Below are 23,523 nucleotides of genomic sequence, written 5' to 3' on the forward strand. Positions count from 1 at the left end.
ACTATACTCATACATCATAAATCCACTTTAATAAAACAATCATTACTAAAAAATAATCATGCGTAGAACATCAGAATCGTGCAATAACACCCTCACTTTCACTACTCGCTGATAGCTATCTATCTAACCGATGGCAGCGATGCGCTGCCCCTTGGAAAATTATCATTGCCGTTATCAATAAACGATAGCATATTCACAATCTCATTGGAGTGACAAATAAGATCATCATCCAAACGTTGATGTAGTGGTAACACGACGCGCTTTATCACCCCATGGTTTGCTCCGCAAGTTAATTCGAGCCGTACCTTCTTCTCTCCTTTATAATTAATCTCGGAACCGGTAATATAAAAATCGATCTCTCCTACCTGAACCATATTTAGCATCTCATGATATTTATTCGCCATCTGATTAAATGCAAGAGAGGCAAGAACATAATTTTCACATTCATTAGAAAAATGCAAATGAATAATATCAATGATCTGATCATTAAGCTCTATGGAATACAGCTTATTTGCCATCTGGTATGGAAATATAGCAGTTCTTATCGTATTTTCGTGATGTCCACCTATCGGTTCTGATACATGCCCGCGGCTGACCTGACCAACAAATCGATATCCCTTACCATATAGTGTCTCTATATCTTTAGTCTTTAAAAGGATCTTTCTTAGATTATATACACAACGTGTTAATGACTCATCGGAGACAACCCCGCCACGCCACACCCTTTCTATAATCTCATCCTTTGTTATAATCTCCCCTGCTCTCTCAAGAAAAAGCTCAAGCAACATCATTTCCTTGGGTGGTATTCTGACATACTGACCATTTCTAGACAGCGAATTACCTTCATCCACAATGTAGTCATCAAAAAAATATCTATAATTCACTTTAACCATCTCACAAATCATTTCATAACCGCCTACGAGAAAAGCCATTATCTTCATAGGCAGTGACATTGAAAGTATATTTTCATCATTTTTGCTCATGATCGGAAGTGAAATTCACAGCATTATAATCAATAATTTTATGCAGTTATAATAAAAATTAATCTAATTAAAAAAATAAAAAATAAAAACACAAATAAAATCATATAGTTACAGGCAAGTTAATTAGAACTTAACCTCTAACTACATTTTTGTAAATATTACTATATTTAGTAAAAACCAGACTTGGCAACTATCCCAATTGGCATTACCTATAAAGTATTTCGGAAAACGGTAAAATAGACATCAACTGAACATGAAACAGTTGGTTAATTTCTGACACCTTATGGGGAAAATGGTCTTCTACTCCCAAGACATCAGATTTATCCCTCTTGGTTCACCATCGTCGTCGAGTCGATAACAGGACTGCCATAAATGCGAGGCTTTGTTGAGTAAATCTATTTTATCTGATTATCCATGAATCCGGTGGATTCCCATTACGTAACATCATACAGTTACACCATATGCAGGGCCATGAGATCTGGAGAGGTTAGCATTTCCAGCCAAAAAAGGCATGGTCGAACAACATGATTCCCTATTATTCAGCAAAGCCTAAATGCGGTTCGCCTGACACTAATAGATGCCTCTGTCCTATGTTATTTCGGAGGTGAACGTTCTCGACATCAATCAGATGCGTTGAAAAAACGAGCCAGCCAAGCTGGCCAAGCTGGCCAAGCTGGCTAGGCGTGAGAACGGACGCATAGCTGGTTCAAGCGATATCGTCGTTTATTGATCCATTGGTGGGAGAAAAATCCCGAAAACTATCAGGAATGCTGCATTTTTTCTGTAGGCTTATTGTGTGGCATAGGATGCTTGAGTATAACTTATACTGCTGCATGACGGCGTAAAAAACCGGCTCCACCAGATAAATGGAAGCCGGGTCTTGATCCTCTTTACATTACGGCAACAGCGATAGTTTATACTCGTCATTCTTCAAGCTGCATCTTTGTTGGTTGCCCTTACTCACCCGAATCTCTTACCGGAGTAAACTCATCGGGATTCGGGCGGTTGTCGTCTCAATGCAACTCGAATTATTTTGGGTATAGACACCGGGGCGCTTATCACCACACCTTAACGGTTGACCAGTCCTGGTGTACCCACCCCTCACCATTATTAGCATTCCATCCGTTATTCCATTTAAACTCCGTTGGCACTTCCACATCGGTTATCCCACCATAATTTCTAATACTGACAGTGGGTGTGTAATAGCCATCGTTAACAGATGAATTTGCATGACGACAATTTGCCATAATACGATAAGTAGGATGAGATTGATATTGTGAAGTATCTACCTCTTTGGTTTTATTAGAGTAATATTCTGGATGTCCAATAGTAATAGCGCCAATCCCACTCCTTTTAGTGAAGGAGATCTTGATGCTCGGATCTTTATACTCGCTTAAATATTTCGACTCTATCCCTTTGAAGCCCATAGTATAACCCAGTCTAAGCATCGCCCAATCAGATCCGGTACAGTGTCCAGTCGTGCGATGGCCAGTCGTCGCTCCCACGGCATCACCGTGATGCCAAAGCTGTTGCGCTACACGGTATTGCAGAGTATAGAGTGTTTCCGGCCCGGCAGGGTAAGTCGTGGCGCGCTGCTCTTGGCCTTTGCTCGCCAATCCTAATTTCCCTTCCCAGTCGCTTCTAACAGAAAATTTTTCACCGAATCTGTTGCGGGAATTGGAGAATTTCACCTCTCCTTTACCTTTTGCCAATTCGCCTGCATTCAGGCTTTTACTTTCAACAGTGTAACCAGATGAGTTCACTAACTCGATTTTTGCACTGTTAATCGGAGAAGTCCCATTTCCCATATTGGCTACCCAAGTGAATATCAGCGTATCATCGTTGTAGACTGGTTTCCAACTGCCAGACAGCACTACACGCCGCCCCAACTCGGTAGCTTGTAGTCCCGTACTGACGGAAGGTTTATCGAAAACAGAAATATGGTACGACGAGCTTGATTGTTCATAGAAATCATTGGCAGTGACCCTTACCGTGATTTGCGACTTCCCTGGCTTCACGCCGTTGATAATACCGTTATTGATTGTCACAACAGTGTTATCACTGGAGTTCCACTGAAGGTATCCGCCCGCATCCTTTGGGATCTCCTTTTTTAACGGCTGGACTTCTACCTTGTCATCAAAACGATATTGTTCTTCCGCTTTCGAAAAACTCAGATCAATATTCGCCTTGGCCAAAACATAGGTCACATTCAACTTTTCTGCTTTAAACTGCTCCGTTTCACTGGTGCTGATAGTGACCAGTGCCGTACCGGGTTTTACCGCCGTTAATTTTCCATCTTTGCCAGTGGTAACAATCTTCGGATCTTCACTGCGGTAAGCTGGGGTCAATGCCGTACCTACGTCATTATTGTTGAACGACGGAGCGATCGAATAGATTTTCCCATCCGCCCACACTGCCGAGATCGGCTTGCCATTGTCAACGTTAATCCCCGGTGCAGCCTTGTCAACCGTCAGCATATAACTCGCCAACGCGGGCTCATATTGCGCGTTGCCGGGCGTATAGACGGTTATTTTAGCCTCTCCCGCCTTTAACAGCGTCACTTTACCTGTTGTCTTATCAACCGTTGCGACGGCGGCATCGGAACTGGACCACATCTGCGCAACGCCGGCGGGCATCCCTTTTACCACTTGCGAGCGGTTAAACCTTTTGGTGTAGACCTCCTGCTGCAATACATTGTCAAACTTCAGATCTGGCATTATAGCGCCAACGGTAACCTCAATTTTGTTGCCAATGGTTTTGCCATCCGCTTTCGCCATCAACAAGACTTTTCCCTTGTTGGTTGCTGTTGCCTGTGCGCGGTAAGTACCGTCATCGTTGCCCGTCACCTTCGATACGGTAAAGCCCTCCAGTGCTGAAGCTCCTTCAAAGCTAACCGTTTTCCCGGTAATCGCATTGCCATAGCTGTCCTTTAACGTCACGGTTAGTGTTGAGGCTTCTTTTCCATCTGAACCGATTTTGGCTTTGTCTGCGCTGAAGGTCGATTTGCCGCCATCAATCGCTGCCGCTTTTACCTCCACCACAGCGGCGTCGCGATGATTTTTTTCATCAAGATAGGCAGACATGGCCAATTTCCCTGCCGTGCGGCTTTTCACTGTGGTGGTCGCAATCCCTTCAGCGTCAGTACGTGAAGTCGGCATAAAACTGTCTGCCTGGCCAATCAGTTGCCAGGAAACCACGACACCTTGCAGTTTATTGCCATAACTGTCGACAACACTGGCACGGTAAGTCACACCATTATTATCACCGGCGATAAAACTGGATTTATCCGCTGTGACCTGGTCGATGCTCCAGCTACTGGTATCACCTTTTACGACCAGAGATTTGGTCTGCTTAAAGGTGACACCGTTAACTTTCACCGACAGTATTGCCTTACCGGCTCGATTCCCCGTAGCTACCAGGGTGTAATACCCAGCCTTTTCTTCCTTACTCTTGGCAATTGTCACCGTATTGTTGTCACTCAGGCCTTCAACCGACTGTTTAACCAGCAGGTTACCGTTCTTGTCTTTCAGCACCAGGGAAAGAATTGCGACCTCTTGTCCGGCCACAATCGCCGCAGGGGCAAGCGTCAGCTCAGAGTGGCTTTCATCTGCGCTATCGGCATTGAATTCCACTTTCGGCGCTAGCGTTTCACCCGATGGCAGTATCACCCTGACTTCTGCCATGCCAGCCAACAGGCGGGTCAGAGACACGCGTGCCTTGCCAGCCTTATCCGATAAGGTTACCTGCGAGGCAAGTTGGCTACCTTTGTTGGCGCTCCAGGTCACCGGAATGCCCGCACCCAACAGATTGCCGTTCTTATCGACCAACGTTGCCGTATAGGTAACCGACTGTCCCACCGTTGCCGATGTAGGTGTGACAGCAATCTGACCGTTCACTTTTGCAGAACTGTCATCCGCTTTCAGAACCAGAGTGGCACGCTGTTTAATCGCAGCAGCATTAACTAGAGCGGTAACGTTAGTCGTACCGACCTTTCTCCCGGTAATCTGTGCTTCATAAACACCTGGCGTCTTTTGAGAAAAAACGGCTGTTTCCATCGCCAGATCGGTTGAATAGCTGAGTGTGATCGCTTTTTCCAGCCCGGAAAGCGGGTTACCTTCTGCATCGTTAACCGCCACGCGGACGATGGCGCGTTCTTTATCCGCCACGATCGTTGAAGGCGAAATGGCTATCGTTGAGCGTTCGGTAGCCACAGCTCCAGCCGTGAAGGTCACCACTTTATCGGCATCAACCGGCTGGTTTCCCCCCAATACGGCAAAGACGTTGACCTGCCCGGCCTGTTTGCTGGTTAACGTCATTTCCGCAACACCATAGGCGTTGGTTTTACTGACAGGAACAGAGAGCACACCACCTGTGGCCTGCCATCCCACGGCGACACCCGGCAATTGGGTATTACCATTTTTGTCTTTAACCTGAGCCCGCAGGATCACCTTTTCCTTACCGTCAGCCTTCGCGGTATCTGTGCCAACTACACTGACACTCTCTACGACAGACGACGTAGCATTCGCCAGAAGACCAATGACCGTGCTTCTGGAAACAGACTGGCTGTGTGCAGTTAACGTCCAGGTTCCCTCTTTCTTACCCGTGACCAGAGTCTGGTAAGTTCCGTCGCCATTATCTTTCACTGTCGTAAAAGCAATCGTGTTCTCATCAGATTTGAATGCCACCTGCTGTCTTGGAACCAGGTTATCCCAAGCATCTCGCAGCGTCAGGGTTGCCGTAGCCTGGGTAGTGCCGTCTGCGGTAACAGACTGAGGCGTAACCGTCAGTTCACTGTGCTCTGAGACAGGTACTGCTGGGGTAAAGACGATATTTTTCGTTCCAGTGTTGCCATTATACAGCACTGCGGTCACCGTAGTTTCACCGCTCACGACACCGCTCAGCTTAACGGTCGCCTTACCGTTTTTATCCGTCATGGAAACATCTGAGGCAAGCGTGTTGCGTGTAGCACGCCAGGCGATACTGGTATCCGCAACCGGATTACCCAGTTCATCAATCGCTGTGGCGGTCAGCGTGATGCCATCTGGATCCCCGACCATGGTGTCTTCTGCTGATGATGCCACCACGACCGAAGCCGTTTGTGCATCAGCCATTGCCTTGACTACGGTACCCTTCGTCTGGCCATTTTTCAGCGCGGCGTTAATCGTGAACGAACCCGCACGGTCAGCCACAACGGTGGCCCGTGCAACACCCTCTTGATCCGTTTTCGGCGTTGAGGTTGACACCTCTGCCCCTAGGTCTGCCGACCAGGTGACATCAACATTGCTCAACGGGTTGCCATACTTATCGGCGACTTTGGCAAGCAGTTCCGCGCTGTCATGCTGGTTGGCAATGATAGCCTGAGTGCTGATGCTCAGTTGGCTGATGATCCCTTGTTGACTATCGGCTTCAAATGCCACAGGGGCTGCCGTAAGTGATGCCGAGTTAGTAAATGCCGTAACCGATACAGGGAAAGCTCGCGTACTGGTAATACTCGCTTTCGCCATCCCATCTTTACCCGTTACGCTCTGTGCATTATTGAACCTTACCTGACTGCTATCACGATCTGACGTCCAATCCACTGCGACATCCGGCAACGGGTTACCACTTTTATCGGTAATCAACGCACTGAACATAACCCCCGTCGTCCCATCCGCTTTATACGGCCCTTCCTGTGGAGTAACCGATGCCACCAACGCCGTGGCACTATTGCCGATAAAAGTTGTACTACGGGTTGTTCTGTTATTATTGACCTGCGCGGTCACCAGAACATTGCCCGCTACCGTGCTGGTCAGCGTGATAGAAGCCTGCCCTTTAGCATCAGTTTTCACTTCTTTCTGGCCGAGGATAGCACTGTTATCCGCCGAAAATGCCACGTTGACATCCGCAGCCGGGTTGCCGTGCTTATCGGTCACCACAACGGCGATAGTTTTCTTGGTGCGACCATCCGCAATAGAAATCTCCGGCGTTATCGTCATATTACTTTCGCTGATCTGTGACGAACTACCGTCCGGTAAGAATGTCAGCGAAACCTGCTGTTCACCTTTGCCATCAATATTTGCGGTGATCAGGCTCTCCCCAGCACGAGTGCTGGTCACAACCACGATCGCTTCGCCCTTGTCATCCGTCGTCGCCGTTTTCGCGATGTTCGCCTGATTATCGGCCTTCAGGTTGACGCTCTGCTGCGCAACAAGGTTCCCCTCTCCATCAATAACGCGCATGTGGATTTTGTTCTGCGCAATCCCATCAGCAAGGGCCTCATTGGCCACCAACGTCAGGCTGTCAAGACGCGCCGTGGTCACATCAGCCGTCATCATGACGCTGGCCGAAGAAAACGTCGTGTCACGCGCTGAGGCGGTTACGCTGAAAAGTTCCGGCATCGTTCCGGCAGTGATCATGGCGACATATTCGCCTGCGGCACGGCGCTTAAAGCCAGAAATAGTCGCACTGCTGGTACCGCGAATTTTCACTTCACGCTTCAGGCTAATTTCATCCTCGCGAATATCAACAGGGAGGCCCGCCATATCATTCACCTTCAGTACCAGTGCTTGCTGCGTTTTACCATCGGCGGGGAGTATGATATCAGCAGGCGTCAGCGTACTTTTGGTACCATTAATTGCAGCCTGAGTGACTGTGACCTGCGTTGTCTCGCCCTGGGAGACATTTCCTTTCTTATCAACAGCAACACCTTTTACCGTATAGGTATTCACGCCCAGTGAACCAGGGTGGTAGTCAGGTAGTACCACGTTGTAATTGCCGATACCTTCACTGACAATCCTCCCCCCAGCCGCCAGCAGTTCGGGAGCCGACCAGTTAATCCGTTCCAGACCATATTTACTATTCACAGAAACATTCAATGACTTAGTCTCCCCCGCGTAGCCCGTCACCTGACCCGTCATATGGAGACGAATAACCTCTTTCTTGCGGTATTCCAGCACAATATTATTGTTACGGCTCACCAGATCATAACGGCTCCCTACCAGGCTACGCTGCGCGCGAACCGCATCAGGCTCCATTTGTTGATGCCACGGTACACCCGGTTGGTACGTCATCTGTACCCCAAGCCGGGAGTCATTTTCACCCGATTTACCCTGACGCAGTTCCGCACTAAGCGTCACTAACGGAAACGGTGTGTAATTGATACCTGCAGTAAACGCGTGCGGGTTATTTTGTCGATTATCTTTGCCAAACAGTGCGACGTCCTGGCCATAGTACTGCTCATACATCAATTTACCGCCAAGCTGGGGCCATGCCGGAAGCCAAAACTCAGAACGAAGATCCCAGCCATTAGCTGGGCGCTCCTCATAATCGTTAAAATCGGCAGAATCCCTCCAGTTTGTCAAACGCAGGTAACCGTTGGCACCCAACTTAACAAAATCACGCCAGTATTCCGCCCCCACGCCCATACGGGCATGGTTACGCGACAAGTCATAATCAAAGAAAATGTTGCTGCCCAGCATCTGATCGCGCTGGAACTGACGCAAGCCAATCCCCAGATTCGCCTGAGCGCGGTCATCGGTACGATGCAAGCTCCCTTGGGTGAAAACGAGATTGTTATCTTGATCATATAGAGGTGCCAGCAGATCGAGCTGCGAGTTTTTTAATGTGATATTTTTATCCACATCCAGTTGTACTCTGGCAGTCCCAAACTGGCTAAGCCACTGCTGAATATGGTTACCAACCTCGCCAGAGAACATCCCCAGAGCCATAGAAGTCGCAGCATCACTGCCGGACTGTGTGGCAAACGTAGAACCAGCCTGTGAAGCGAAGCCTGCCAGTTTTTGCTGTTGCGCATTATCCTGCTGTGGTTCTTTCGCTATATCGTCCCATTTCACCGCAGGAAGCGGTGCCAGAGGCACATACAGTTCATCTCCCGGTTGGAGACGGTCAAAACCCTGTGCGAAGTTTAATTTACGCAAACCGTCAACAGTCATGTTAAATTTACTGGCAACCGTCGTTACCGACTCTCCGGCCTTCAGGATGTATACTTTTGTTTCCGGTCTATGAGGAGAAGCCACCTGTTCAAGCAGTCGGCCTTCGCTTTTCGCTACGGCAACGGAAGGGGTGATGGAATAGGCCACGGGAAACACGGTTTGAACACTAATATTCAGCCACGTAAAAAGCCTGAGGCGTAACGGAACATTGTCCCTGCGATTTTTTTTCATAAGGTTTCCACAGAATCATGCTGCACGTTATGCAGCGTCATTGAGATAACGCGTTGTAATATCATGAGTAGATACTTTTTTAAGTAAGAGATGCTCTATTTTTTTGACACCCAGTTTACTGGCCAATTTTGCTTTCCAACAATAGATCGTCGAATAACCACGTGCGAAATAACGCTGAATAAACCTGATGCTGTAGCCCTTCAGGACAAATGTTAACAGTAAGACATCTTGTTGATTCAGGAAGCACGAATTGAAGTCCTGGGGTTTCATTTTATGTTTACCGTTCAGAGTATCACTTAACCACATAACAATTTTTTCTTCTGAGGTTGTGTTATAAAAAACGGCAATCACACTTTCTAATTCGGCAAGATAAAATAGCGCCAACGGCTTTAGTTTTTGGCTAACAATAATAACTACAGCACGCTTTGAAAAACGGAGCTCGCCAAAGCAAGAAAGAAAGTCAACCAATGAACTTCCGTCCAGGTTGATGAACAAATACCCCTGTTCTTCAGCCAACAAACCAGCTTTCTCCATCACACTGGACACCCCATGTGAAAAGTAAATATCCCCTACTGGCCAATAATGTCGAGTATCCATTACATCCCTTATATAAATAACCCAGTTCTTTATCTTGCACTCTCATTAAAATAGCACGCTGCACCAGAACCAGGAGTAAAAATGCAACATCATCTCATGAGTATCACACCTTGGTCGGGATGAATCATGATGGGAATCCAATGAGAAAATTCGCCGTGGCAAGCGAGAATTGATACCGGCGACGAATAGTTAAATCATTTTTTTGACAACGGCTAAAAATCATGTGGTAATATAGTGAAATACTAATAATCAAAGAAGATTTTAGTATAAAAAAGCCTTGAATAATAATGTTGAGCTGAACACTGCCATAGAAAAAGCAGTGCAAAAAAAATGACCGAACAACAAAATCAGATTTGGAAAAAATAACCCGCTAAAGGGAAACTGTAATTTAAATTGTGTAATTGCCTGTTTTTGATATTTTCTTCCTGACAATGGAGGGACGAAAAGAAATTTAAGCCACTTACTGCCGAACTGGTAAAGTAAAACCAGACGCGTATCACGCAGATGGATAACCAGATTTTATCCTTATATGCCAAAGGGATGACCACGAGGGAAATCGTCGCCACATTCAAGGTAATGATGGAAAGACTACAAAGTGGTCGGCATCTGGGATGAAAAATACCCGCAAAGCTATCTACACAACCAATGCTACCGAGTCACTGAACAGCGTGATCGGCAGGCGATAAAGAAACGTAAAGTGTTCCCGACAGATGACTCAGTGCGCAACATGATTTATATGGTGATCCAAGCGGCATCGAAAAATGGAATATGCCGATCCAGAACTGGCGGTTGGCAATGAGTCATTTTATTATCGAGTTCGGTGAGTGTTTAAACGCCGACCTTTAATACGTTGGCAGTTACACAGAATTATGGACAAGCTCTAGCCTAGCGAGTCTTTTTTTGACGCGATACAATACCACCGCGGCTATATGTATTGACTAACATGAGATCCTCTACTGATTGTTGTGAAGGGTCTTTGTTATAAGCTATTACTACCTTATGTACAGTTTTATTCAGTTTAGATGATATATCTATTAGAGCGCTAGCTTTTTTGGGATTATGCTTATAGCTAGAAGAATTTAATTCACCCATCATTTTCTTGATATTTTCTTTCAAAACATTTTTATTTTTATTCAGCAAGAGTAAAGAACCGGAGTCAAATTTAAGCGAACCATTTACTTTTATTTTCTTTTTAAGAATATTCTCGCATTCTTTAATTTTATCTAGCTTCACCAGCAGTTCTTTTATATCTTTAGAATTTATCGTTTTTTTATTTGTTGTTTTTTTAGCATATAGATTGTCAACCATAGCATCGAGCTTTTTCAGGCTCCTTAATTTTTTTGTTCTTTCCTGCGAACGTTGCTTGTTTAAGACTTCCTTAATGCTTTTCAAACACCCCTTGATTTTGTTTCTATCTTGATACCATTCCGGAACTCCGGAGCTATTGCTCACATGTTCCCATTTATTATTTGAGATGGTATTTTTGTGGTTACAAACAGCGTTCAATTTTGAAATTAAGGCTTTCGTTACCTTTTTATTCATTTTAGCCTCTGACTCAGCTGTTTTAAAAGTATCCAGAATAATCCATGATGATAAATTACTACGTTGTACGGTACTCATAAACCTCTCCATTGAAACATTCTGCTGTGATAGCGATTTAATAGTTAACGCAGTAGCTCCGGGCTCCAAGTTCTGACACCATCGTACAGTCGAAGTGTCCGCAGGTTCAGCCGATGGTGCAATAAGAGCTATTCCGCGCCTAACAAGAAAGATATAAAAATATACACCTTTGCCCATTTATACGCACAACGACCAAGAAAAGGACTCAACACGCTACCCGGTTGACAATGAGCCGTTTTATTATCGAGTGCAGTGACCGTCTATACCCAAAATAATTCTAGTTGCATGAAAGTGCAATACAGCGAATCCCGATGAGCAGTGATTCAGGTAAACGAGGAAAGCCAACACACAAGCAACTTGAAGTATGACGGGTAAAAACGATCACCGTTAATAAGTTGACAATGATACAGCGTGATTGGTAGGTTCCCTACACTCCGATGATAAGCATTTTTTATCAACCTATTCCTGACTAACCGAATTTACTTCCACATCCCAGCATCTTTATGCTCGGTGTTATTTTTTACGTTTTCGTTATACACGCGCGAACGTTCTTTTTTGTGATGGTAACCTTCTGTCCGAGCTTTACTTTCATTTGCCGCCAAGGTATCTTAAAATGACTCCTGACGCTTATTATTGCTATAAGAACTAATCGTCTTTTCATTAATAACTTTGTCAGCGTGCTGATACTCAACACGGGCCTCGATCTTGCCCATGGTCTCTAATTTTTTCGTTGCTCCCTTCGTGTCCTGAGAAGTCAAGACGGTTTTCAACTCATTCAAACAATACTTAACTACCCTATATTCAGAAGAATGAGTTGAGATACCATTTGGGGTGTTACAAACGGCTTTCAATTTGGAAATAATGGCTGTTGTTACCTTGCTATCCGACTTGGCCTCTGACAGGGCATTCTGGCATAACGGATGATGATGAATTAAGGCCTTGTACGGTGCTCATAAAATCTCTCCATTGAACATTGAAATTACTAAATTACGGTATTATTAAATAAATAACTATCATATAGCGCTCCTGTTGTTTCGAAAGCCGGGTAAGGCCCTCCCCCTCAGTGTCAGGGCCGGATCCCACTTTTAATGGAACTTTTTGCTACTCACAAGATCTGAGTGTTATCTCTCATTTATTTAAGATTGATCATGACTATTTTCAATCATATCAGGAATATACCTTCCCCTCAGTCGAGGCTGTTCGGCTTCTTGCCGCCCGACGGGTTTGCCAGCTTCGCTGGGCAAACAAAAAACGCCAGTATCGCTACCGGCGTGAGGTTGAGGACAAAATGGCAACGTTGTTGAGGTTAACGGGCGCAGCAATTGCTGCGCCGCTAAGTTGTCAGCCCTGAGAGTAGGCTCAAGACCCCGTGGCTTCATCCTGGTCGACGGCAAAGCAGGCCACCATCTGGTCGCCATACTGCTTGAGCTGCGGTTGCAGCTGGGTGCAGGTGCCAAAGGCACGGCGGCAGCGGGCGTTAAACGCACAGCCCGGCGGTGGGTTCATCGGGCTTGGCAGTTCGCCGGTCAGCTTGATGCGCTCACGGCGCATATCCGGGTTCAGGCGCGGCGTAGCAGATAGCAGTGCCTGAGTGTACGGATGGCGCGGGTTGTTGAAAATGGCTTCTTTACTGCCCTTCTCCACGCAGCGGCCGAGGTACATCACCATCACTTCATCGGCGATGTGCTCAACCACCGACAGATCGTGGGAGATAAACACGTAAGACAGCCCCAGCTCCTGTTGCAGATCCATCATCAGGTTCAGCACCTGCGCACGCACGGACACGTCCAGCGCAGAGACCGGCTCATCGGCAATCACCACGTCCGGGTTGAGCATCAGCCCACGCGCAATAGCAATACGCTGACGCTGACCGCCTGAAAACATATGCGGGTAACGGTCGTAATGTTCGGTTTTCAGACCGACCTTCGCCATCATCTCCAGCGCTTTCTCACGCCGTTCGGCGCTGCTCAACGAGGTGTTGATCAACAGCGGCTCCTCGAGGATCTGCCCCACCTTCTTGCGTGGGTTAAGCGATCCGTAAGGATTCTGGAACACGATCTGGATCTTCTGTCGGCGCAACTTCTCTGCCGTCACGTCCGGCTTAAGCAGATCTTGCCCCTGATAGTACAGCTCACCACCGGTAGGGATTTCGATCATGGTCAGCAGGCGGCCCAGCGTGGACTTGCCACAGCCAGACTCCCCAACCACCGCCAGGGTTTTACCGCGCTCAAGGGTAAAGGAAACCCCGTCCAGCGCCTTCACCAGCCGTTCCGGGGCAAACAGCCCCTTCTTGACCGGGTAGTGTTTTTTCAGGTCAATGGCCTGCAATAAAGGGTGGTTCTGGCTCATACGGTCGGCCTCCCCGCATCATCCAGCGGTGTGTGACATTTAACCTGACGGCCGGGAATGCTGCGCAGTTCCGGCTCTTCTTCGCGACAGCGTTGGGTAGCATACGGGCAGCGCGGGTTCAGCAAGCAGCCTTCTGGCCTATCGTACTTGCCCGGCACTACGCCAGGCAGCGAGGCCAAACGCGCCTTGTCGGTGGCAAATTCCGGCAATGCACGCAGCAGTGCTTGGGTATACGGGTGGCGCGGCGAACGGAAAATTTCTACCGCCTTGCCAGACTCCACCACCTGCCCGGCGTACATCACGATGATGTGGTGTGCGGCTTCCGCCACCAGCGCCAGATCGTGGGTGATCAACAGCAACGCCATGTTTTCGCGCTGTTGCAGCTCGAGCAGCAGCTCAATGATCTGGGCCTGAATGGTCACATCGAGTGCGGTCGTTGGTTCATCCGCAATCAGCAGCTTGGGCCGGCAGGCGATTGCCATGGCGATCATCACACGCTGGCTCATCCCGCCGGAAAGCTGATGAGGGTAAACGTCCAGCCGCGAGGCCGGATCGGGAATACCCACTTGGGTCAAAAGATCGATAGCACGTTGACGACGGGTGCGGCGGTTACCGCCCTGATGCACCTTCAACGCTTCCATAATCTGGAAACCCACGGTATAGCACGGGTTCAGGCTGGTCATCGGATCCTGGAAAATCATCGCCACTTCGGAGCCCACCAGTTGGCGGCGCTCTTTTTCCGAGATTTTCCGCAGGTCCTGGCCGTTGAACTCCAACTTGTCGGCCATCACCTTGCCGGGATAATCGATCAACCCCATGATCGCCAGCGAGCTGACGGATTTACCGGAGCCGGATTCGCCGACGATGCCAACCACCTGCCCCTGTTCTACGCTGTAGCTGATTCGGTCTACCGCGCGGAACGGCGCACTTTCGTCACCGAAGTGCACCGAAAGCTTGTCTACATTTAATAACGCCATTCTCTCTTCCTCTGTTACTGCTTGAGTTTGGGGTCGAGAGCATCACGCAAGCCGTCCCCCATCAGGTTAAAGGCCAAAACCGTCAGCAGAATTGCCACCCCTGGGAAGGTCACAACCCACCAGGCACTTTGCGCGAACTGCAGTACGTCGGAGAGCATGGTGCCCCACTCCGGCGTTGGCGGTTGCGCCCCCATACCCAGGAAGCCGAGAGCGGCCATATCCAAAATGGCGTTCGAGAAACCGAGAGAAGCCTGCACGATCAGTGGTGCCAGGCAGTTTGGCAGGATATTGACGAACATCTGACGCGCCGCCCCAGCCCCCGCCACGCGGGAAGCCGTCACGTAATCGCGGTTCACTTCCACCAGCACCGCAGCACGGGTCAAGCGGACATAGTGCGGCAAAGCAACAAAGGTCAGCGCCAGCGAGGCGTTAACAATCGAGGGGCCAAACACCGCCACCAGCACCAGCGCCAACAACAGGCTTGGCAGTGCCAGCATGATATCGACCACGCGCATGATGATGGCATCCACCACGCCGCCGAAATAACCGGCCAACAGGCCGAATACCACGCCCATCACCAGCGAAAGCACCACCACCAGGCAGCCTACCAGCAGTGAGAGCCTGGCACCGTACATCAGACGCGACAGCACATCACGCCCTACATCGTCGGTACCCAGAATAAACTTCCAGCTGCCACCAGTCTCCCAGACCGGAGGCCGAAGCAGAGCATCGCGAAACTGTTCTGCGGGCGCATGTGGAGCGAGGAACCCGGCACCCACGGCAACCACCAGCATGATAACGATATAAACCAGGCCAACGACGGCCCCTTTGTTGCGCTTGAAATAGTGCCAAAACTCCTGGAACGGGGTCATTGGCTTCGGCGCACCTTTCACTACAGACTCGGTAATTTGAGACATCAGAGCGCCCCTTATTTCTTGTGGCGAATACGCGGGTTAACTACGCCGTAGAGCACATCTACCAGCAGGTTAACCAGAATAATCATACAGGCGACCAGCAATACGCCGCCCTGAACAACCGGGTAATCACGGCGTTGCAATGCATCCATCAGCCAGCGGCCCAGCCCCGGCCAGGAGAAGATGGTTTCGGTCAGGATCGCCCCGGCCAGCATGGTGCCGACCTGCAAGCCGATCACCGTCACCACCGGCAGCAAGGCGTTACGCAATGCGTGTACCACGATCACCCGCATACGGCTCACACCCTTGGCGCGCGCGGTACGAATATAGTCTTCACCCAGCACTTCCAGCATGGAGGAGCGAGTCATACGCACGATAACCGCCAGCGGGATGGTGCCCAATACGATGGCGGGCAGGATCATATGCATCACGGCGTCGATGAAATCACCCGGTTCACCCCAGATCAGGGTGTCGATCAGCATAAAGCCGGTCAGCGGCAGGCTGTCATCGAGGAAGACCGTATCGCTTATTCGCCCCGATACGGGCGTGAGATTGAGCTGTACCGAAACCAGCATGATCAGCATCATGCCCCACCAGAAGATCGGCATTGAATAACCGGTCAGGGAGATACCCACGGCGGTATGGTCAAACACCGAACCTCGCCTGACGGCCGCCAACACCCCGACCGGGATACCGACAATCACCGCGAAGAGCATCGCGCACAGGCCCAGTTCCAGGGTGGCCTTAAAGCGCGGCACAAACTCTTCCCACACGGAGATACGGCTCTTGAGGGACGTCCCCAAATCGCCATGCAGCACGTTGGTGACGTAATTGAAGTATTGTTGATAGAGCGGTTTATCCAGCCCCATCTCTGCCATCAGTTGTGCATGGCGCTCTGCGGAGATCCCGCGTTCCCCGGCCATAATGGTCACCGGATCGCCGGGGATCATATGGACGAATGCAAAAGTCAGCAACGTTATGCCGATAAACGTTGGGATAACTAACCCCAAACGTCGGAGTATGAACTGCAACATATCCCGAACTCTCTGTATAAAGTGCCCGGCAGCTCATCGTCCGCCAGGCTTATTAAAACTCACACGCTTCACGACATTCTTCTGGAGACGGGAATGCAGGGGCGCAACGTATTGCGACCCTGCCTATTAACTTTCCTCGTCTTTTAACTCGCCTTATTGGTCAGGCTTAGTCCAGAGAAACGTTCTCAAAGTGATGCTTACCAAGCGGATCGACCACATAGCCCTTCACTTCTTTACGCACTGGCTCGTAAACGGTGGAGTGGGCCACAATCAGCGCCGGAGCCTGATCGTGCATCACTACCTGAGCCTGTTTGTAGAGTGCAACGCGTTTGTCGTGGTTCGATTCGGCACGGGCCGGTTGGATCAGATCCTCAAACGGCTTGTAGCACCAACGGGAATAGTTGGAACCATCTTTGGCGGCCGCACAGCTGAACAGCGTGGCGAAGAAGTTATCTGGGTCCCCATTGTCACCGGTCCAACCCATCATCACCGTCTGATGCTCACCGTCTTTGGCACGCTTGAGGTATTCGCCCCATTCGTAGGTGACGATCTTGGCATTGACGCCAATCTTCGCCCAGTCGGACTGGATCATTTCAGCCATACGACGTGCGTTCGGGTTATACGGACGTTGTACCGGCATGGCCCACAGATCGATGGAGAATCCATCCGGCATACCCGCTTCTTTCAGCAGTTCTTTGGCCTTGACCGGATCGTAAGCGTAGTCTTTGACCTCGTCGTTATAGCCCCACATGGTTGGTGGGATCAGGTTCTTGGCAGGTTGACCCGCCCCCTGATAAACCGCATCCACGATGGCCTGCTTGTTCACCGCCATGGTCAGTGCCTGACGCACCTTCACGTTATCCAGCGGCTTCTTCTCGGTGTTGAACGACAGGTAGCCGACGTTCAGGCCAGGCTGTTCCATCAGGTTGATGGTTTTGTCCTGCTTCATGCGAGCGATGTCTGCCGGGTTCGGGTACGGCATGACCTGGCACTCGTTTTTCTGCAGCTTGGCGTAACGCACCGAGGCGTCTGGCGTGATGGAGAACACCAGGCGATCGATCTTCGGTTTGGTACCCCAGAAGCCGTCAAAGGCCTTGTAGAGGATTTTGGAGTCTTTCTGGTACTGCACCAGCTGGAACGGCCCGGTACCCACTGGGTTCAGGTCTACTTTCTCTGGCGTACCGGCTTTCATCATCTTATCGGCATATTCCGCAGACAGGATGGAAGCGAAGTCCATACCCAGGTCAGCCAGGAATGGCGCTTCTGGACGGGTCAGCGTGAAGCGTACGGTGTTGTCGTCCACTTTCTCGACTTTGCTGATCAGATCCTGCATGCCCATACCCTGGAAGTATTCATAGCTGCCGCCAGAAACCTTGTGGTAAGGGTGGTTCGGATCGAGCTGACGCATGAAGGAGTACACCACGTCGTCGGCGTTAAAATCACGGGTAGGTTTGAAATTTTTGCTGTCCTGCCACTTCACGCCTTTGCGCAGGTGGAAGGTATAGGTTTTACCATCTTCGCTGACGTCCCACTTCTCTGCCAGGCCGGGTTCCAGTTCGGTGGTGCCCAGTTTAAACTCAACCAGACGGTTATAGATTGGCACTGAGCTGGCATCATAGGTGGTGCCGGAGGTGAACAACTGCGGGTTAAACCCTTCAGGAGAACCTTCAGAACAGTAAACCAGCGTCTTTGCCTGTACGCTGGCCGCAACGGTCAGCGCAATCAGGCCGATACCGAATTTCAGAATCCCTGATTTACCCAAGGAACTTGTCATCGCTAGTGCTCCGTATGTGATGTGGTGTGTGTATTACCGCCAGAGCCTAATATTTTTTGTTACGCGGCCTGTGCGGTCAGTGCCCGAAGGCAGGAGGAATAAAAAGCGCGAGAATACCGGATGGAACGCATCGTGGCAGAGCGTTTGAGCGCGTGAATATCACTCATACACCTCTCGCTCTTATCCCTGAGGGTACCAAATTGCCAACTGTTTGGGGTGCCGTCAATATAACCAGTAGGGATTTACATAGACTGTGAGAAACAGCAAGCAAACATAAAAAAAACCTTTCAGCAACATTTACAGCATTAAAATTTGTGCTACAGGATGATTATCAGCTTCATGAACCAGCTATCAGTAGCTAACCAGCATTAACCTCCAATAAAAAACCAAAAAAGATTATTGCTGAATGATGAATATCTGAACGGTTATTTTTGTGATCCCGGTAAAAGACACCGATATGCTGGACACCAACATTTGCTCGTTCATCATGCGCGAGCAGCCGGAAGCCGTAATTAAGCGGCTTGAGCAGGCCGTATTGCGCAATCACCGCATCGTGGTCTCGGCCATCACCTACGCCAAGATGCGCTTCAGCGCTATCGGAAAAAAGGTCTCCCCGCGCAACTGGTTGACGCATTCTGCGCCCGCCTGGATGCCGTCCAGGCCTGGGGACGCCACCACTGAAGTTAAGGCGGCGCTGTCTGGTCCCAACGACACGGCGATTGCCGGGCATGCCATTGCGGCAGACGCCATACTGGTGACGAATAATACGCGGGAATTTGCGCGGGTACCGGACCTGAAGCTGGAGGACTGGGTGAAGTAAGCGGATGGTTGCATAACGCCCGGTAGGTTATTTCAGCGTGCCGGGTAGTTTCCAGGTTGCCTTGGTACTGAGTTTTCCTTCAAAGATGTGAAGATCTGCAGCCGGCGTCCTGTTCTGATGCCACTTTGTCTCCATCAGGTAAAATTCATCATTCAGCCAAAAGAAGATGCCCCCACCAGTTAGTGGGGATTGCTAACAAAATCATGTCATCGGTATTCGATTATGACCGCGGTACTGCCAGAATATTCTCCAGCATTATTGGTATCATCGATGTTAGCAGTTATCGTAAGATCTGAGCCTATTCCCACAGTCATATCAGCACCCAACCCTGAGGGACGGCCGTTAATGGTTAGAGTCGCTACCGGCGCGTACCCTCTAGGTCCAAGATACAGGCGGCTGTCAGGTATGTCAGGCGTACGAATGCGCACGTTGGCAGTCCGATTACAATGCACGCTCCCACGTACCGTCCCCGTCGCTTTATCACCCTTGTTTACTGTTATGTTTATACTAAGATCATTAGGCGTTATTTCACATTGTGTATCCGGTGGTCGTACACCACATCGGAAGGTACCGATCGAGTATTGTGCCAGCGACGCATCTTTCCCGTCTGACAAAACCCACCCCCCGCACACCCCTGCGGTACTATTAGCTGTAATCCAGTAAGGCGGCCTGGGATTGAATTGACGAGGTATTGAGGTAATGACAGACGATAATGATTGTCCGGGGACCACAGGTATATTACACAGCTGCCCCCCGATGGTGCAAAACGCCGACGCCTCATAGCCTCTCCCATATATATAAAGACTCATGTAGATCATCCCTGGTGGTATAACCTCGTCCAAGGGATTGCTATATCCGGAGAAAGTGGCATATCCCCCCAAGGAGATCCCATTAGGAAAACTATTGGGGATTCCGGTGAGATTGGTGAAGTCTGGGCTACCGACGCCGATAACTTGGGTTGGAGGACCTCCGTAACTGTTTAGCGCGATTAATAGCGTTCCTATTAGGGACACACCCCGTATTGAGACCATGTGATTACGCATTAGAAAGGTACCGATTTTAATTTGTTTAATAGAGTGGGCAATCACCTTACGTTCTGTAATAGGTGTTTTACCCAATTAACCCACCGTGCCTCGAATTCCCGCACACGCAGGTCGGTCTCTGCCGTCGACAGCTTCCGCCACTGTGTTTACTCATAAAGGCGCGCAATACGTTCCCAATGGTTTTCTATTTATCTCGGAGCTATCAGGGGCTCTTTGGGGCATACCATATCCCCAGCTAATCAAAGCCATTTTTCAATTTTCCTCAGTTGTGTTTTAACTGGGTGTGTTTCAAAGCCACCCACATCAAAAAATTCATGCAGTCGTTTGATTGTCCTACGTAAATGTCAGTAGGTAAGCAAAGTCATCCATATATCGGCCATAAAATATCTCTTTGCGCGTCGCAAAAGATCAGCCGAACACACTATTGCGCTCGAGCCGTCCGTATGAGGATGGGTTCAATCATTCCTCACCCGCTTTTACTCATATTCCAGGTGGAAGGTTGCCACCGCACTGAAGGGTCCGCGTTCGATACGGTGGTTCCTGATGGCATCCGGCTCACCCTGTACATAGGCCTTCAGTGCAATAATGTTGCTCCCTTCCTGCAGCAGGAGTTTATCGCTTGCCTTATTGAGCGGCAGCGGTTTGGCCGACCGCGTCTCAAGCCCGATGGCAATCCCCGAGGCCTCGCTGCGGCCGTCAAGGGCCAGTAGTCCCGGCAAGGCGCTGCTTTCGGTGCCGGTAAAGGTCACGCTCACCGTCTTACCCAGTGTCAGGTCACATTCCTCCAGGTGTATCTCGAACGACTGCCCCAGGGTACGCGTGTTCAGGTACAGGTACTTGTCAATGACCGTGCCAAAATCAAGCGTGATCTCTTCATCGCCTGGCTGCACCACACAGGGTTCCGCCACCAGGGCACCGTACAGACGTACGTTGTTTTTCCCGGTAGCCTGCGCCGGGCCAGCCACCAGCGCGGCAAGCAAGGGAACAAGCCCCGACACTTTCACTGCACAGTCAAAATAACAGCCTGTCTTGCGTTTCATCTCGAGCTCCTTATTGGTAGTCGGCTCGCAGCGTTGCCCAGGCCTCAAATGCCCCTTCCGTCAAGGTGGCCCCGGCATTCTTCACCGGCACCGCTTCCAGTCGTGGCAGATTGGTCTGGTCTATCTTCAGTGAGCTGTTCGGCGTAAACGGCTGGTCGTTTTGATACACCCGGATACCCAGGCCCGCCTTATCCGTCCGCAGCGCCTCACTGTCGAATCCTGTCGCACCACCGCTCAAACTCAGTGTCAGCACACTGTTGCTGGCGGTCTCCTCGCAGGTTATCTGATAGTTCAACCTCTGGCGGTAGTTCACCCCATCAACTTTGTTGATGCCCACCCGTTCACCAAAGTCCACATCAATCCGGTTGCCGTCATTAATAGTACAAGGTGGTATATCAATCAGGGTGCCGCTGTACGTCACATTGGTGTGGCTTTGCGGCGCAGCCTGCGCCATACCTGTCAGCAGCAGCACTAAACAGTATCCTGATGCTTTATCCGTCAACCACATAACAGCTCCCTAGGGATACTCCAATTGCAAAGTTGAAACGCCAGTAAAATTCCCTGTTTTTAATTTCGCGCCGTTTTTTTTCACGGGAATGGCACCTAACACGATACTCTTCGGAACCTCTTGTCCATCAAATAGGAGCACGCTTTTCCCTACGGTAATTGGCGTGGCTTTCCCCTCTTGAGAATGAAGTTCTGAAAGCTGGATACCAAAATCAGCAATGTTCGTTTGCACCGCAGCAGAATTAAATGATGTCGCAGTCCCTAAATGCTTAAGTACAATCTTTGTATTAGCATCACACCTTAATGGCACAGAAAAAATCTTATTGTAATTAACACCATTAACATCCCCCACCTTGATATCATCAAATTCAATCTTCATATTTTCACCGTTGTTGACCGTACAAGGTGCCAGCTCCACCAAGGTGCCGTAAAAGCTCATATTGCTGGCCTGCGCTGCCAAACTCAGCAGCATGCTGGCGACAACCACGGCACCACGCCGTGTTCTGTTATGCTGTTTCATTGATAGCCCACCATCAGCGTAGCCGTAGACGTAAAATCACCACCGCTTAACGTGGTGCCGGGGCGTTTGACCGGCACAGCCTGCAAGACCGGCTTATCTGGATAATTAAAGTTAACCCAGTTATTGATCGTTAATGCACTGCCGTCAGCTTTTAATGCGATGCCCAGATCCGGCATATTCGTTTTCAGCGCACTGCGCTCAAAGTTTGTGGCATTGCCTTCCACCTTTAGCTTCATCGCATTTTTGGTGTTCGCCTTACAATCCAAGCTGTAATCCACCGACTTTAGGTAGTTGCTACCGTCAATCTTACTGGTCAGCAGGTCATCACCGAACCACACCTCGATAGGTCGGTCGTCGTTTATCACGCAGGGCAGCGGCGCCAGCACGGTCACCTTGATCGTGATTGACCCCGACCCCGCTGCCAATGCCAGCATCGGCAGGGCGGTCAGTAAGCCGGCCAGCGTTCGCCAAGCAAGTCGATGCAGTGTTACTGTTCCCTTCATCGTCCCGACCACCTCAGTCATAACTCAGCTGAAAATCCACTACCGCCCGGTAACTGCCCGCCACCAGAGCAGCTGGCGTACGTTCAGGGGTGACGGTATAGCTCAGGCTGTCCTGCCCCGGCGTCAACAGCAGCGGCTTGCCCCGGCTGCCCAACCACACATCCTGACCGTAGCCGTTTTCCAGTCGCAACCCAAGGCCAGAAACGCCCCGCACCTGCACTAGCTGAGGGTTATCCGCATCACGCGGCGCAGTAAAACTCACCGTCACCGCCGGTTGATTGTCTGCCCAGGTCAGGCCGCCGGTACGCACATTCCGGCTGCCCGCCGAACTGCGCAAACAATCGGTCAAGCGCAGTTCGAACCGTACCGGTTCACCCTGGGCACCCATGGTTTGCAGGCGTCCCGTGCCGATCTCACCCAGCGCGATATCCTGATACGCACTGGTCATCTCCAGACGACAGGCGCTCTCCGTCAGTGCGCCATGCACATACAGCGTGCCGTTAGCGCCTTCGACATAATTGTCCACCGCCGCCTGCGCCGGTGGCAGCAGCCACACTATCGCACCCAGCGCCAACACGCCCAACGTGCTGTAGTACCTTAATTCGGCTGACCCTCGCTGCCGATGTTCGCACCGTGTGTATGTCAAGCTCATGCCCTTTCTCCCTACGCTTCGCCGGTGT

At 50.0% G+C, this 23,523-nt stretch carries 16 protein-coding genes and 2 pseudogenes; 2 read left to right on the forward strand and 16 right to left on the reverse strand.

Features of this window, described 5'->3' with window-relative positions:
* Positions 1-119: 119 nt before the first annotated feature.
* From KAJ71_RS07185 to KAJ71_RS07195, 3 genes are all read right to left on the reverse strand, one after another.
* A complete protein-coding gene (locus KAJ71_RS07185) occupies positions 120-983 on the reverse strand; it encodes a winged helix-turn-helix domain-containing protein (protein ID WP_248945085.1) in 864 nt (287 codons plus the stop codon).
* Between the two features lie 1,058 nt (positions 984-2,041).
* Positions 2,042-9,145, reverse strand: coding sequence for an Ig-like domain-containing protein (locus KAJ71_RS07190; RefSeq protein WP_248945086.1), 7,104 nt, complete (start codon positions 9,143-9,145; stop codon positions 2,042-2,044).
* A 27-nt stretch (positions 9,146-9,172) separates the two neighbouring features.
* On the reverse strand, positions 9,173-9,742 hold the full coding sequence (locus tag KAJ71_RS07195) for a hypothetical protein (protein ID WP_248945087.1): 570 nt from the start codon (positions 9,740-9,742) through the stop codon (positions 9,173-9,175).
* A 623-nt stretch (positions 9,743-10,365) separates the two neighbouring features.
* Here KAJ71_RS07195 and KAJ71_RS07200 point away from each other — a divergent pair.
* A pseudogene (locus tag KAJ71_RS07200) lies at positions 10,366-10,588 on the forward strand (transposase); the annotation flags it as partial.
* A gap of 39 nt (positions 10,589-10,627) precedes the next feature.
* On the opposite strand, the gene KAJ71_RS07205 reads toward KAJ71_RS07200, so the two are convergent.
* The 6 genes from KAJ71_RS07205 to dppA form a co-directional block, all read right to left on the reverse strand.
* Positions 10,628-11,362 carry a hypothetical protein gene (locus KAJ71_RS07205; protein ID WP_248945088.1) on the reverse strand — a complete coding sequence of 245 codons (735 nt, stop codon included), beginning with the start codon at positions 11,360-11,362 and terminating at the stop codon, positions 10,628-10,630.
* A gap of 1,359 nt (positions 11,363-12,721) precedes the next feature.
* Positions 12,722-13,711 (reverse strand): dipeptide ABC transporter ATP-binding subunit DppF, encoded by a 990-nt coding sequence (gene dppF / locus KAJ71_RS07210; RefSeq protein ID WP_248945089.1) that lies wholly within the window; start codon positions 13,709-13,711, stop codon positions 12,722-12,724.
* Positions 13,708-14,688, reverse strand: a complete 981-nt coding sequence (gene dppD, locus KAJ71_RS07215) for a dipeptide ABC transporter ATP-binding protein (protein ID WP_248945090.1) — start codon at positions 14,686-14,688, stop codon at positions 13,708-13,710. Before dppD ends, dppF begins: the two co-directional genes overlap by 4 nt.
* 14 nt (positions 14,689-14,702) lie before the next feature.
* Positions 14,703-15,605: a dipeptide ABC transporter permease DppC gene (dppC, locus tag KAJ71_RS07220; protein ID WP_024484208.1), complete on the reverse strand. Its 903-nt coding sequence runs from the start codon at positions 15,603-15,605 to the stop codon at positions 14,703-14,705.
* A gap of 11 nt (positions 15,606-15,616) precedes the next feature.
* Entirely contained in the window at positions 15,617-16,636 is a 1,020-nt protein-coding gene (dppB, locus tag KAJ71_RS07225; RefSeq protein ID WP_037411866.1) for a dipeptide ABC transporter permease DppB, read from the reverse strand.
* Positions 16,637-16,802: 166 nt separating this feature from the next.
* Positions 16,803-18,410: a dipeptide ABC transporter periplasmic-binding protein DppA gene (gene dppA, locus KAJ71_RS07230; protein WP_248945091.1), complete on the reverse strand. Its 1,608-nt coding sequence runs from the start codon at positions 18,408-18,410 to the stop codon at positions 16,803-16,805.
* A 433-nt stretch (positions 18,411-18,843) separates the two neighbouring features.
* Here dppA and KAJ71_RS23520 point away from each other — a divergent pair, with 433 nt between their 5' ends.
* Positions 18,844-19,230 carry a PIN domain-containing protein gene (locus tag KAJ71_RS23520; RefSeq protein ID WP_248945092.1) on the forward strand — a complete coding sequence of 129 codons (387 nt, stop codon included), beginning with the start codon at positions 18,844-18,846 and terminating at the stop codon, positions 19,228-19,230.
* A gap of 51 nt (positions 19,231-19,281) precedes the next feature.
* On the opposite strand, the pseudogene KAJ71_RS23525 reads toward KAJ71_RS23520, so the two are convergent.
* The 7 genes and pseudogenes from KAJ71_RS23525 to KAJ71_RS07260 form a co-directional block, all read right to left on the reverse strand.
* Positions 19,282-19,392 (reverse strand): annotated as a pseudogene (locus KAJ71_RS23525) (restriction endonuclease); the annotation flags it as partial.
* 44 nt (positions 19,393-19,436) lie between these two features.
* Positions 19,437-20,273, reverse strand: a complete 837-nt coding sequence (locus tag KAJ71_RS23770) for an MrpH family fimbial adhesin (protein WP_511268705.1) — start codon at positions 20,271-20,273, stop codon at positions 19,437-19,439.
* Positions 20,274-20,749: 476 nt separating this feature from the next.
* A complete protein-coding gene (locus tag KAJ71_RS07240) occupies positions 20,750-21,313 on the reverse strand; it encodes a fimbrial protein (protein ID WP_248945093.1) in 564 nt (187 codons plus the stop codon).
* A 10-nt stretch (positions 21,314-21,323) separates the two neighbouring features.
* The gene (locus KAJ71_RS07245) at positions 21,324-21,785 is read right to left on the reverse strand and encodes a fimbrial protein (RefSeq protein ID WP_248945094.1); all 462 of its coding nucleotides are present in this window, start codon (positions 21,783-21,785) and stop codon (positions 21,324-21,326) included.
* A gap of 45 nt (positions 21,786-21,830) precedes the next feature.
* Complete coding sequence (locus KAJ71_RS07250; protein ID WP_248945095.1) at positions 21,831-22,340, reverse strand: fimbrial protein; 510 nt, start codon at positions 22,338-22,340, stop codon at positions 21,831-21,833.
* Complete coding sequence (locus KAJ71_RS07255; protein WP_248945096.1) at positions 22,337-22,843, reverse strand: fimbrial protein; 507 nt, start codon at positions 22,841-22,843, stop codon at positions 22,337-22,339. Before KAJ71_RS07255 ends, KAJ71_RS07250 begins: the two co-directional genes overlap by 4 nt.
* A 13-nt stretch (positions 22,844-22,856) precedes the next feature.
* On the reverse strand, positions 22,857-23,495 hold the full coding sequence (locus KAJ71_RS07260; protein ID WP_248945097.1) for a fimbrial protein: 639 nt from the start codon (positions 23,493-23,495) through the stop codon (positions 22,857-22,859).
* Positions 23,496-23,523 lie beyond the last annotated feature (28 nt).

It is taken from the genome of Serratia silvae, assembly GCF_023282985.1.
Classification (GTDB): domain Bacteria; phylum Pseudomonadota; class Gammaproteobacteria; order Enterobacterales; family Enterobacteriaceae; genus Chania; species Chania silvae.